The sequence below is a fragment of the Streptomonospora alba genome, from assembly GCF_000826685.1.
Taxonomy (GTDB): Bacteria; Actinomycetota; Actinomycetes; order Streptosporangiales; family Streptosporangiaceae; genus Streptomonospora; species Streptomonospora alba.
Map to the genome: position 1 here is coordinate 42,381 of NZ_JROO01000019.1, position 13,640 is coordinate 56,020.

At 73.9% G+C, this 13,640-nt stretch carries 3 protein-coding genes (1 of these 3 only partly in view); 2 read left to right on the forward strand and 1 reads right to left on the reverse strand.

The genetic code is table 11. From position 1 onward, the window contains the following. Positions 1-1,182, forward strand: coding sequence for a macrolide family glycosyltransferase (locus LP52_RS11190; RefSeq protein ID WP_040273072.1), 1,182 nt, complete (start codon positions 1-3; stop codon positions 1,180-1,182). On the opposite strand, the gene LP52_RS11195 is transcribed toward LP52_RS11190, so the two are convergent. After that, a complete protein-coding gene (locus tag LP52_RS11195) occupies positions 1,172-2,293 on the reverse strand; it encodes a TIGR03621 family F420-dependent LLM class oxidoreductase (RefSeq protein ID WP_338011638.1) in 1,122 nt (373 codons plus the stop codon). The genes LP52_RS11190 and LP52_RS11195 overlap by 11 nt on opposite strands. On the opposite strand from LP52_RS11195, the gene LP52_RS27935 reads away from it, so the two are divergent. Beyond that, positions 2,250-13,640: the 5' portion of a type I polyketide synthase gene (locus LP52_RS27935; protein ID WP_052809724.1), read on the forward strand. 1,470 nt of this gene lie beyond the right edge of the window; only the first 11,391 of its 12,861 coding nucleotides appear in the window; it begins with the start codon at positions 2,250-2,252; its stop codon lies off the right edge, out of view. The two genes, LP52_RS11195 and LP52_RS27935, sit on opposite strands and share 44 nt — an antisense overlap.

A 13,640-nucleotide genomic window follows, 5' to 3' on the forward strand; every position in this document is an offset into this window, starting at 1 on the left:
ATGGCGCACATCGTTTTCCTGGCGCCTCCCGCCGTGGGGCACGTCAATCCGACGCTGGGGCTGGTCTGCGAACTGGTCTCCCGCGGGCACAGGGTGAGTTACCCGTGTACGGAGGAGTTCGCCGACCGGGTCAAGGCCGTCGGCGCCGAGCCGGTGCTCTACGAGACGACGATGCCGGGAGCGGGGGAGAAACCGCTCACCCTGCACGGATACGACGTCGCCCGCGGACTGCTGGCGGGGCTGCGGGAGACGCGGAGGCTCTCGGAGGGCCTGGACGACTGGTTCCGCCGGAACCGTCCCGACCTCGTCGTCTTCGACGGCCTGGTCGCGTGGTGGGGGAGGCTGCTGGCGTACCGGCACGGGATTCCGGCGATACCGTGCTGGGCCAATTTCGCCTCCAACGACGAATGGTCGCTGACCGACGAATACGTCAAGCTGCCCAAGCTCGACCTGCGCCTCTACTGGTTCATCCTCCGGATGCAGCGGCTCGCCGCGCGCGAGGGCCTCTCGGTGATCGAGCTGATGGACTCGGTCGGCCGAGGGATCCGCGGTCACCTGGTCTTTGTGCCCCGGTCCTTCCAGTACGCGGGCGACACCTTCGACGACGGCTTCCATTTCGTGGGGCCGTGCCTGCGGCCGCGCGAGATCGAAGGGCGCTGGCGACCGCCGTCGGACCGCCCGGTCTTCCTGGTCTCCATGGGGACGCTGTACCACAATCAGCCCGGCATCTTCGCGGCCGTCATGGAGGCCTTCGCCGACACCCGGTGGCACGTCGTGCTTGCGACCGGGCCCGACGTCGACCCCGCGGCGCTCGGCGACGTCCCCTCCAACTTCGAGGTCAGTCCCAGCGTCCCCCAGCTCGACGTGCTCGAACACGCGCAGCTTTTCCTCACCCATGCCGGCATGGGCGGCGTGATGGAGGCGCTGCATTTCGGGGTCCCGATGATCGCGGTGCCGCAGATGGCCGAGCAGCGCGCGAACGCCGACCGCATCGAGCAGCTCGGCGTGGGCCGCACGCTGCGGCCCGACGCACCCGACTTCGCCGACCGGCTGCGCGCCCTCGCAGCCGAGTTGCCCGGCGACCCGTCGGTGCGGGAGGCCGTCGCCGGTCTCCAGCGGGAGATGGCGGCCGGCGGCCTGCCCGCGGCGGTCAAGGTGGTCGAAGAGGCCCTCAGCGAATGAGCTTGATGACCTTCCCGAAATCCTCCATGGCCGGCTCCATCACCGTGAAGTAGGTGAGGCCGAGTTCGGCGCTGTGCCGGCGGATCTGCTCGGCGATCTGCGGCGCCGTCCCGACGAACAGCATCGGCACGTCGAGCAGCTGGTCGGTGTCGAGGTCGGGGCCGTACCTGCGCAATGCCTCGGCGGCCGCACGGCGGTCCCGGGTCAGCACCGTCTGCTTGGACAGCACGTTGAACTCCGGCTGCACCGAACGCTCCGCGGACTCGCGCCGGACGAAGTCGACCCGTTCCCGCAGGGCCGGTCCGTCCACCAGCCCCGTCCGCCCGAACTCCGGGCGGAAGGGGGCGCCGGTGAAACTCACGACCTCCGCGTTGCGCGCCGCCAGACGCAGGACGCGCCTGCCGTGGCCCCCGATGGCCAGCGGCGGCCGCGGACGCTGCACGGGCTGCGGGGACCCTTCGTCGGCGAAGAGGCCCTCCAGCTGCGCCACAGCGGACTCCAGCCGACCGACCCGGTCGGCCGCGGTGCCGAAGGGGACTCCGGCCGCAGTGAATTCCTGCTCCACATACCCGGTGCCGAGCCCCAGCTCAAGGCGGCCGTCGAGCAGAATGTCCGCGGTCGCGATGTCCCGGGCCATCAGGGTGTGATTGTAAAAGTTGGCGTTGAGGACGTACGTGGCTATTTTCGGGCGCGTTGTGGCCGATCCCGCCAGGACCGCCGAAGGAAACGGCGACATGAGGTTCAAATGGTCGGGAACCCCGATTGCGTCGTAACCGAGCCCTTCCGCTCTCCGGCATTTCTCCATCCATTCATCCGGAGTGCAGCCGGAGGAGATCATGACAACGCCGAATTTGAGCCGTCGATCGAGCATGGTTAACAGTACCGCGTGTCCTCGCGCGGGGTCCCGTCCCCGGAGGAATTCAGGGGGATAGGGGGAGGTACTAGGGGTTGTTGCCCCCGCTCGGCGGGCGGCAGGGTCTATTGCCGAGCGCGTTTGTATCTCGTTTGTCGTGCGCTCGCTGGAAGGTGGAGAAGGTGCAGCAGATCGCGCGTGGCGGTGGCGACTCATGGCTTCGGTAGCGGAGGGCGCGGAGGTAGCCGTCGTCGGCATCTCGTGCAGGATGCCCGGGGCGACCGGCCCGGAACCGCTGTGGCGGGTGCTGCGGGACGGCGTGGACGCGGTCGGCACGGCCCCGGAGGGACGCTTGCGCGACGGGCGGGAACTGCCCGGGTTCGTCGGCCGCGGCGGTTTCCTGGACGACGTCGAGGGGTTCGACGCCCCGTTCTTCGGCACCTCCCCCCGCGAGGCCGCGGAGATGGACCCCCACCAGCGGCTCTCCCTGGAACTGGCCTGGGAGGCGCTGGAGGACCTGGGCACCGACGTGCGGACCCTGCCCGGCACCGGACTCTACATCGGCGCCATGGTCGACGACTACGCGATCATGCGGGCCGCCGCCCCGGGCGGAGCCGACATCACTCCGCATACGGCCACGGGATCGGCGCGCTCCATGATCGCCAACCGGGTCTCCTTCGCGCTCGGGCTGCGCGGCCCGAGCATGGTGGTCGACACCGGCCAGTCGTCCTCGCTGGTCGCCGTGCATATGGCGTGCGAGAGCCTGCGGACCGGAGAGAACGAACTCGCCCTCGCCGGCGGCGTGCACCTGAACCTCTCCGGCCGGACCGTCGCGAAGATGGGGGCCTTCGGTGCGCTCTCGCCCAGCGGCCGCTGCCATACCTTCGACGAGCGGGCCGACGGGTTCGTGCGCGGCGAGGGCGGCGGCTTCGTGGTGCTCAAGCCGCTCCACGCCGCCGTCGCCGACGGTGACCGGGTCTACTGCGTCATCCCCGGCAGCGCTGTCAACAACGACGGCGGCGGTGACAGCCTCACGGCCCCCAGCACGGCTGCGCAGGCGGAGGTCCTGCGGGCCGCGTACCGGCGTTCGGGGGTGGCGCCGGATTCGGTCCACTACCTTGAGCTGCACGGTACCGGCACGCCGGCGGGCGACCCGGTGGAGGCCGCGGCGCTGGGCGAGGTCCTGGGAGGCGGCCGCGAACCCCAAGCACCCCTCCGCGTCGGCTCGGTCAAGACCAACATCGGTCACCTCGAAGGCGCTGCGGGCATCGCGGGCCTGCTCAAGACCGTGCTGTCGATCCACCACGACGAGCTGCCGCCCAGCCTCAACTTCGCGCGGCCCGGCTCCCGCGTGCCGCTGGAGCGGATGAACCTGCGGGTGCTGACGGCCCCGGAGCCCTGGCCGGAGCGGCCCGTGGCGGGTGTTTCGTCCTTCGGCATGGGCGGAACCAACTGCCACGTCGTCCTCACCGGACCTCCCGAGGACGCCGCTGCCGAGCCGCAGAGCGCGCACCGGCCCGCCGTCGTGCCGTGGACGGTCTCGGCACACACTCCCCGGGCCCTTCGCGCCCAGGCCGCCCGCCTCGCCGAGTACGCCGCGGCCGACGGTGCGCCGGCCCCCGCCGACATCGGCTACTCCCTGACACGGCGCACCGGCCTGCCCCACCGGATGGCGGTCTCAGGCCGGGACCGCGACGAGCTTCTGCGAGGGCTGCGGGCGTTCGCGGACGGCTTGCCGGCTTCCGGCGTCGCCGAGGGGAGGGCCGCGGAGGGAGCCACGGCGGTGCTCTTCACCGGCCAGGGGGCTCAGCGCCCGGGCATGGGCCGCGAACTGCACGCGCGGTTCGGCGTATTCGCCCAGGAGTTCGACCGGGTCGCCGCGCTTATCGACCGGCGACTGGAGCAGCCGCTGGTCGACGTGCTCTGGGCGGAGGCCGGATCGGATCGGGCCGAACTCCTCGACCAGACGCTCTACACCCAGTGCGCCACCTTCGCCCTGGAGGTCGCCCTCTACCGCCTCTTCGAGCACTGGGGCCTGGCACCGGACTACCTGCTCGGCCACTCCATCGGCGAGCTGGCCGCCGCGCACGTCGCCGGGGTGCTGAGCCTTGAGGACTCCTGTGAACTCGTGGCCGCCCGCGGGTCGCTGATGCAGGCTCTGCCGCGGACCGGCGCCATGGTCTCCGTGCAGGCCGCGGAGTCGAGAGTGGCGCCCCTGGTCGCCGCGCGCGCCGGCGCCGTCGACATCGCCGGGGTCAACGGTCCGGCCGCCACTGTCGTCGCGGGCGAGGAGGGCGTGGTCGAGGAGATCGCCGCGCAGTTGCGGGAGGAGGGGGTCAAGACGCGTCGGCTCCGCGTCAGCCATGCGTTCCACTCGCCCCTGATCGAGCCCATGCTGGAGGATTTCCGGCAGGTGGCCGCGGGGTTGACCTATCGGGACCCCGCCGTCCCCGTGGTGTCCAACGTGACGGGCTGCGTCGTGGCGGCGGGGGAGATGAGCACGGCCGGCTACTGGGTCGAGCACGCCCGCCGCGCGGTGCGCTTCCTCGACGGCGTGCGGACCCTTGAGCACGCGGGCGTCACACGCTGCCTGGAGCTGGGGCCCGACGGGGTGCTGACGGCCGCAGCGCGGGAAGCCTACGCATCACCGGCCGCGTTCGTCGCCGGCCTGCGGCGCGACCGCGACGAGCCGAGCACCGCCGTCGCCGCGCTCGCGGAGATGCACGTGCACGGCGAGACCGTGGACTGGGAGGCGTTCTTCGGCGGCGGCGCCGTCCGGGTGCCGCTGCCCCGGTACGCGTTGCAGCGCCGTCCGTACCCGATCGCGCACGCCCCGGCCGACGGCTCCGACGCCGGGCAGGCCGGCGGACCCCGGCCCCCCGCGGCCGCGGACGAGTCGGCGGGGGAGCCGGACGCGAGCGGGCCGGCTCCGGCCGGGCAGGCCGCCTCCGAACACGCCCGGTCGGCCGGCGCCGACCCGCTGCGGCTCGTCCGCTCCCACGCCGCCGCACTGCTGGGCTACGACGGTCCGGACGACGTCGATCCGGTGCTGCCCTTCAAAGACCTGGGGATGAACTCGCTCACCGCGGTGGAGTTCAGAGACCGGCTCGCCCGCGTCACGGGGGCCGACCTGCCCAGCTCACTGGTCTTCGACTATCCGACGCCCTCCGCCCTCGCCGACCGCATCGCCGCCGAGGACGGGGAGGCGGCCCGGCCGGGCACCGGCCGGCCGGCGGGGCCCTCGGCCGAACCGATCGCGATCGTGTCGATGGCCTGCCGCTTTCCCGGCGGGGCCGACTCGCCCGAGCGGCTGTGGGAGCTGCTGAGCGAAGGGCGGGACGCCGTCGGGGGATTCCCGCAGGACCGGGGATGGGACGTGGCCGCGCTGCTGGACCCGGCTGCCGGAGGGCCCGGCACCGGCCTCGCCCGCGAGGGCGGCTTCCTGCACGAGGCCACCGCGTTCGACCCGGAGTTCTTCGGTATCTCGCACCGCGAGGCGGCGTCGATGGAGCCCCAGCAGCGGCTCCTGCTGGAGACCGCCTGGGAGGCCGCCGAACGCGCCGGTATCGTCCCGGATTCGCTGCGGGGCAGCGAAACGGGCGTGTTCGTAGGCGCCATGCCGCAGAAGTACGGCCCGGCGGAGGAGGAAGCCGGCGAGGACGCCGCCGGCTACCTGCTGACGGGCACGACCACGAGCGTGGCATCGGGCAGGATCGCCTATACCCTCGGGCTGGAAGGGCCCGCCCTCTCGGTCGACACGGCCTGCTCGGCCTCCCTCGTCGCGATCCACCTGGCCGTGCGTGCGCTCCGCAACGGCGAGTGCGGCCAGGCGCTGGCCGGCGGCGCCACGGTCATGTCCTCCCCCGGCATCTTCGCCGAGTTCAGCAGGCAGGGAGGGATGTCGCCCAGCGGCCGGTGCAGGGCCTTCTCGGCCGACACCGACGGGACCGGATGGGGCGAGGGAGCGGGCATGCTCTTCCTCGAACGCCTCTCCGACGCCCGCCGCCGGGGCCACCGGGTGCTGGCCGTCCTCCGCGGCAGCGCGGTCAACCAGGACGGTGCGAGCAACGGGCTCACGGCCCCCAGCGGCCCCGCTCAGAAGCGGGTCATCCGCCAAGCGCTGGCGGACGCGCGGCTGGAGGCGTCCGACGTCCAGGCGGTCGAGGCCCACGGGACGGGCACACGGCTCGGCGACCCAGTGGAGGCCAACGCACTCGCGGCCACATACGGAGCGGGCTCCGACGAGCACCCCGTCTGGCTGGGGTCGCTGAAATCCAACGTCGGCCACACGCAGGCGGCGGCCGGCGTCGGCGGCGTGATCAAAATGGTGCTGGCCCTGCGCCACCGGATGCTGCCGCAGACCCTGCACGTCAGTGAGCCCACGCCGCATGTCGATTGGGACGCGTCGCGGCTGCGCCTGCTCACCGAGTCGCGTTCCTGGCCCCGGACCGAGGGGCCGCGCCGGGCGGCCGTGTCGTCCTTCGGCATCAGCGGCACGAACGCGCACGCGATCCTGGAGGAGCCCCCGGAGGAGCAGGGCGCCGCCGACGCACCGCCCGGCGCGGCCGAGGGCGACAGGCCGGAACCGGCGGGACCGCTTGAAGCGGTGCCGATCGTGGTCTCGGCCAAGAGCGAGGGCGCCCTGCGCGCCCAGGCGGGAAGGCTGCGGGAGTTCGTCACCCGACGGCAGCCGGACCTCGCGGATCTCGGCGCCTCCCTGGTCTCGGCACGCACCGCCTTCGCGTGCCGGGCGGCCGTGCTGGCCGGTGACACCCGCGAGCTGGCCGAGGGGCTCTCAGCGCTCGAGCAGGGCCGCGACGCGGCCGAGCGGATGCAGGCGACAGCGCCCACCGAGTCTTCGCGGGTGGCCTTCGTCTTCCCGGGACAGGGCTCCCAATGGCAGGGGATGGCCGCCGGCCTGTGGGAGGCCTACCCTGCCTTCGCCGCGGAACTGGAGGCGTGCGCCGAGGCGCTGGGGCCGTTCGTGGACTGGGACCCCATGGACGTCCTGCTGGACCGCCCGGGCGCCCCGCCGATGTCGCGGGTGGACGTCGCCCAGCCCGTGCTGTTCGCCACGATGGCCTCCCTGGCCGCCCTGTGGCGCGACCACGGTGTGGAGCCCGCCGCGGTGATCGGGCACTCGCAGGGCGAGGTGGCCGCGGCCTACGTGGCGGGCGGCCTTTCGCTGGAGGACGCTGCCCGCGTTGTGGCCAGACGCAGCCAGGCGTGGTCCGAGCTGCGGGGGCGGGGCGCCATGCTCGCGGCCTCGCTTTCGCCCGAGGAGGCCGGAGAGCGGATCGCTCCCTGGGGCGACGCGCTCGCGGTCGCGGCGGTCAACGCTCCCCGGTCGGTCGCGGTCTCGGGATCGCCGGAGGCCGTCGAGGAGCTCGAGGCCGAGTTGACCGCGCAGGGCGTCATGGCGCGGCGGGTTCCCGAGGTCGACGTCGCCGGCCATTCGCCGCAGGTCGAGGTGCTGCGGGAGCGGCTGCTGGCCGACCTCGGGCCGGTGTCGCCGCGCGCAGGCGTGATTCCGTTCTACTCCACGGTGACCGGCGGCCTCTTCGATACGGGCGGGCTCGACGCCCACTACTGGTATCGGAACCTCCGAGAGCGGGTGCGCTTCCACGAGGGCACCCGCGCGGTGCTGGAGGCGGGAACGGCGGCGCTCGTGGAGACCGCGCCGCATCCGGTGCTCGCTTCGGCGCTGCGTGAGACCGCCGAAGAGCACGGTCGGCCGTCGTCCGCACTCGCGACCCTCGCGCGCCGGGACGGCGGCCCTCGCCGCTTCCTCTCGGCACTCGCCGACGCCCACGTCCACGGCGTCGCCGTCGACTGGGAGCGGGTCTTCGGGCGTAGAGAGCCGGTGGACCTGCCCACCTACCCCTTCCAGCGGCGGCGCTACTGGCTGCAGGCCCGCCAGGGGCCGGGAGACGTCTCCGCCGCCGGACTCGTCGCCGAGACGCACCCCCTGCTCACCGCCGGCACCGTCCTTCCCGATTCCGCGCAGCTGCTGTTCACCGGGCGCCTGTCCGCCGAGACCCACGCGCTGCTGGACGACCACCGGGTCCGGGGCACCGCCGTCGCGCCCCCGGAGCTCTTCTTGGACCTCGTCCTGCACGTGGGCGGGCATGTGCAGTGCGACGTCGTCGAGGAGCTGACCGTCGAGCACCCCATGGCCCTCCCGGACACGGGTGCGCTCGTCCTGCACGTACTCGTGAGCCCCGAAGAGGACGGCCACCGCACCGTCCGCATGTACTCGCGCTCGGCCGAGTCCCGGTCCGGCGGCTGGACGCAGCACGCGCGGGCGGTGCTCACCCCCGAGGAGCCGACCGCGCCGGCGGTCGCAGACCAGCCCGCCGGCGGGTCTTCGGAGCCGCCGGACTACGCCGGACTCGCCCGCAACGGCCTCGGCCTGGGCCCTGCGTTGCAGACCCTCTCCCGATCCTGGCGCAGCGGCGCCGAGGTGCTCGCTGAGGCGGCCGTCGGCGACGGCGGCCCGGTCGGCGACGCGGGAAGCGCGTCCTTCACCCTCCACCCCGCGCTGCTGGCGGGCGCGGTGCGCGCGTACCGCAGCGCGGCGGGACCGGCCGCGATGGCGACGACCTGGCGGCGGGTGGCGGTCTTCCGCACCGGCGCGGAGGGCCTGCACGTGCGCATCACCCCGGCGGGACCGGACGAGGCGTGCCTCGTCGCATCCGACGCCGAGGGAAGGGCCGTGTTGACCGCGGAGTCGGTCCGCTTCACCGAGCCCGGACCGGAGTGGAGCAGGCCGACCGGGAAGGCGGCCGCCGACGCGCTGTTCCGCGTCGCCTGGGTGCCGCGCCGCGGCACCCCCGGGGCCGCCGAGGAGCCGGATCCCGAGGTCGTCCGCCACGAACCGCCGGAGGAGCCCTCGGACCTGGCCGGCGCCGCCCGCACCGCGGTCAGCGCCGTCCTCGAACGGCTCCAGCGGGGCCTGCCGGGGGGAGGCCGGGTCGCCGTCGTGACCCGGGGCGCCGTGGTCACCGGCCGCGGAGAGGGTGAAGACGCCGACCCCGCCGGCGCGGCGGTGTGGGGCCTGGTCCGCTCGGCCCGCGCCGAGTACCCGGACCAGCCGGTGATCGCCGACACCGACGGCTCGCCGGAGTCGGAGGCCGCATTGGCCGCCGCGCTGCGGTCCGGCGAGCCGGAGTTCGCGCTGCGCGACGGCGTCGTATACGTGCCACGCCTGGAGCGCGCGGCGGCGGACGCGCAGGCGCCGCCTCCTCCCGGCGACGGGACCGTGCTGATCACCGGTGCTTCGGGAACCCTGGGGCGGCGGATCGCTCGCCACGTCGTCGCCGAGCACGGGGTCCGGCGGCTACTGCTGGTCAGCCGGCGGGGCGCGGCGGCCGAGGGCGCCCGGGAACTGGCCGAGGAACTCGCGGAGGCCGGTGCGCAGGCCCACTGGGCTTCCTGCGATGCGGCCGATCGGGAGCAATTGGTCGCCCTGCTGGCGTCGGTCCCGGCCGAACACCCGCTCACCGGCGTGATCCACGCCGCCGGAGTACTCGAGGACGCGCTGGTCTCGTCCCTCACCGCCGACCAGGTCGACGCGGTGCTGCGGCCGAAGGCCGACGCGGCGGCCAACCTGCACGAGCTGACCGCCGAGCTGCCGTTGTCCTGGTTCGTGCTCTACTCCTCGATCATGGCCACCTTCGGCGGTCCCGGCCAGGCCAACTACGCCGCGGCCAACGCCTTCCTCGACGGCCTCGCCCTGCACCGGCGCAGCCGGGGCCTTCCGGCCGCCTCCCTGGGATGGGGGTACTGGGACGAGCGCAGCGGCATGAGCGAGCACCTGAGCGAGGCCGACCTCGCGCGCATCGCCCGCTCCGGCGTCGTCCCGCTCTCCTCGGCGGAGGGTGCGGATCTGTTCGACGCCGCCCTGGCGGCGCAGGAGGCGCACACCCTGCCGGTCCGGCTCGACCCGGCCACGCTTCGCTCCCAGGCGGCGGACGGTTCGCTGCCGCCGCTGTTCGCGTCGCTGGCAGGCGGCCGCCGCGCGGCGGCCCCGGCGGTCGCCGGAGCCGGGGATTCGCTGGCCGACCGGCTCCGGGGCATGGACTCCCGGGATCGGGACACCGCCCTTCTCGACCTCGTCCGCGAACAGGCGGCCGCCGTCGTCGCCAACCCCGACCCCCACTCGATCGGACCCGACAACGCGTTCAAGGACGCGGGATTCGACTCCCTCACCTCGGTGGAGCTGCGGAACCGGCTGAACGGCAAGACCGGTCTCCACCTGCCGACGACGCTGCTCTTCGACCACCCCACGCCTGCCGCGGTCGCCCGGCACCTGCGCACCCGCCTGCTGGGAGAGGAGGCCGCCCCCGCTGCGCCGCCCGCTGGCGGAGGCGTCCCCGGCGACGCCGAGGACCCCGTCGCGATCGTGGCCATGAGCTGTCGGCTTCCGGGCGACGTGCGCAGTCCCGAGGACCTGTGGGCGCTGCTGCTGGAAGAGCGCGACGCCGTAGGGCCGTTCCCGACCGACCGCGGATGGCCGCCGGACCTCTACGACCCCGATCCGGGCCGCAGCGGGAAGTCGCGGGTGCAATCCGGCGGCTTCGTCTACGACGCGCCCGACTTCGACGCCGCGTTCTTCGGGATCTCACCGCGCGAGGCGGCGGCGATGGATCCGCAGCAGCGGCTGCTTCTCGAAGTCTCGTGGGAGGCGATGGAGCGGGCCGGCATCCCGCCCGGCTCACTGGCCGGGGAGCCGGTCGGCGTCTATGTCGGCACCAACATGCAGGATTACGCCGCCGAGCAGCGGCAGACACCGCAGGACGCGGAGGGGTACCTGCTCACGGGCCGGTCGCAGAGCGTGGTCTCCGGCCGCGTCGCCTACGTGCTGGGACTGGAGGGCCCGGCCGTCACCGTGGACACGGCGTGTTCGTCCTCACTGGTCTCGATGCACCTGGCCGCCCAGGCGCTGCGCCAGGGTGAATGCTCACTCGCCCTGGCCGCAGGCGTGACCCTCATGTCCCGACCGCAGCTGTTCGTCGAGTTCAGCCGCCAGCGCGGGCTGGCCCCGGACGGGCGCTGCAAGGCGTTCTCCGACGCCGCCGACGGCACCGGCTGGTCCGAAGGCGCCGGTGTGGTCGTGCTGGAGCGGCTTTCCGACGCGCGCCGCAGCGGTCACCCGGTGATCGGGCTGGTGCGCTCCAGCGCGATCAATCAGGACGGCGCGAGCAACGGCCTGTCGGCGCCGAACGGTCCGGCTCAGCAGCGGGTCATCCGCCAGGCTCTGCAGAGCGCCGACCTGGGTTCGGCCGATGTCGACGCCGTCGAGGCCCACGGGACGGGGACGGTGCTGGGCGATCCGATCGAGGCGCATGCCCTGCTGGCCACCTACGGCCAGGACCGGGCGCCCGACCGGCCGCTGCTGGTGGGCGCGCTGAAGAGCGCCATCGGCCACACCCAGGCCGCCGCCGGCGTGTCGGGCGTGATCAAGATGCTCTTGGCGATGCGGGAGGGTGCGCTGCCCCGGAACCTGCACTGCCGAACGCCCTCCAGCCACGTGGACTGGTCCTCCGGCGCGGTACGGCTCGTGGACGAGCCGCTGCCGTGGCCGGAGCGGGACGGCGGACCCCGCCGAGCGGGTGTATCCGCGTTCGGCATCAGCGGCACGAACGCGCACGTGATCCTCGAAGCGCCGCCGTCCGTGCACGACGGGGCGCCGGACGCCGAAGCGCGGTCCGCCGGCGACGGGGACGAGGACGGAGCAGGCAGGGCCTGCGTACCCGTCGCTGTGTGGCCGTTGTCGGCGCACACCGCCTCGGCGCTGCGTGAACAGGCCGATCGGCTGCACAGGCACGTGGCCGCTCGCGAGGAGCTGTGCGCACAGGACGTCGGTTACTCCCTGGCCACCACCCGGGCCGCATTCGAACACCGGGCCGCCGCCGTCGGACGCGACCGCGGCGAGCTGCTCGCCTCCCTGCAGGGGATCGCCGCCACGGGCGGCGCGGTGGCCGGAACCGCGACCGGAGGCACGACCGCCTTCCTGTTCACCGGTCAGGGAGCGCAGCGCCCGGGGATGGGCCGGGAGCTGTACGACCGCTTCCCCGTTTTCGCCGAGGCCTTCGACGCCGCCTGTGAGGAGTTCGACCGCCATCTCGGCCGGCCGCTCGGCGGCATCGTGTTCGCGGAGGAAGGCACACCCGAGGCCGCCGAGCTGGACCGCACCGAGTTCGCGCAGCCGGCCCTCTTCGCACTGGAGGCGGCCCTGTACCGGCTGCTGTCCAGTTGGGGCCTCGCTCCCGGCGCGCTGCTCGGCCACTCGATCGGCGAACTGGTCGCCGCACACGTCGCGGGGGTGTGGTCGCTGCAGGACGCCTGCGCGCTGGTGGCGGCGCGGGGCCGGCTCATGCAGCGGCTGCCGGCCGAAGGGGCGATGATCGCGGTCGAGGCCGCCGAAGAGGACGTCCGCGCCGCGATCGCAGGTCAGGAGAACGCCGTCTCACTGGCCGCGGTGAACGGGCCGCGGTCCTGCGTGGTCTCCGGCGACGCCGCCGTCGCCGAGAAGGCCGCCGAGACGCTGGGCGTGAAGGCGAAGCGGCTGCGGGTCAGCCACGCGTTCCACTCACCGCATATGGAACCGATGCTCGACGATTTCCGTGCTGTCGCGGAAGGGCTCTCCTACGCCGAGCCGACCGTCCCGGTCGTGTCCAACGTGACCGGCGACTGGGCTGCGGCTGAGCTGGCCGATCCCGCCTACTGGGTCGCTCAGGCCCGCCGGGCGGTCCGTTTCTACGACGGCCTGCTGGCGCTGCGCGCCGCCGGGGTGGAGCGGTTCGCCGAGATCGGCCCCGCCGGCGTGCTGACCGCGGCGGTGCGCGGCGCCCTGGAGGACGAGCCTGCGGCTCCGGCCGCCGTTGCGGTCCTGAACCGCAGCGGGTCGGAGGCGTTGAGCGCCGCGTCCGCGGCGGCCCGGCTGCACACCGCCGGCCAGCCCCTCGACTGGGAGGCCTACTACGGCGGGGCGTGCCGCCGCGTCGACCTGCCCACCTACCCTTTCCAGCGCAGGCGGTACTGGATCGACGACGCCGCCCCCGCGGAGTCCGGGCAGGCGCCGGACGGCGCGGCAGGCGCACCCGAGGATCGGCGGGAGCGGGAATTCTGGCACGCCGTCGAGCGGGAGGACCTCTCCGGTCTGCGTGCGCTCCTGGGGCTGGCCGAGGACGCACCACCGGAGTCCCTGCTCCCGGCGCTGTCGGCGTGGCGGCGCCGGTCGACGGCGGATTCCTGCGCCTACGGGCTGGCTTGGAGGCCCCGCACCCTGCGGCCGGGCACCCCGGCGGGGCGGTGGCTGGTCGTGGCCCCGCACGGAGCGGATGAGGAGCTCGACGCGGTTCTCCGGCAGCTGCATCGCGCCGGTACCGAGGCCGTCGCGGTATCACTGGAGGCCACGGCCTGCGACCGCGCATCGGCGGCAGACACGCTGCGCGCCTGCGTACCCGACGGCGTCGAGAGCGCCGAAGGGATCATCTCGCTGCTCGGCCTGGAGGAACGCGCCCGCAGCGGCTCCCCCGGCATACCGGCGGGGCCGGCCGCCACCGTGTGCCTCGTGCAAGCACTCGACGACCTGGGGGCG

Excerpts from the sequence above, each read along its gene's own strand:
- LP52_RS11195 (WP_338011638.1), bottom strand. The coding sequence starts at position 2,293 with ATGCCGACGACGGCTACCTCCGCGCCCTCCGCTACCGAAGCCATGAGT.
- LP52_RS11190 (WP_040273072.1), top strand. The coding sequence starts at position 1 with ATGGCGCACATCGTTTTCCTGGCGCCTCCCGCCGTGGGGCACGTCAAT.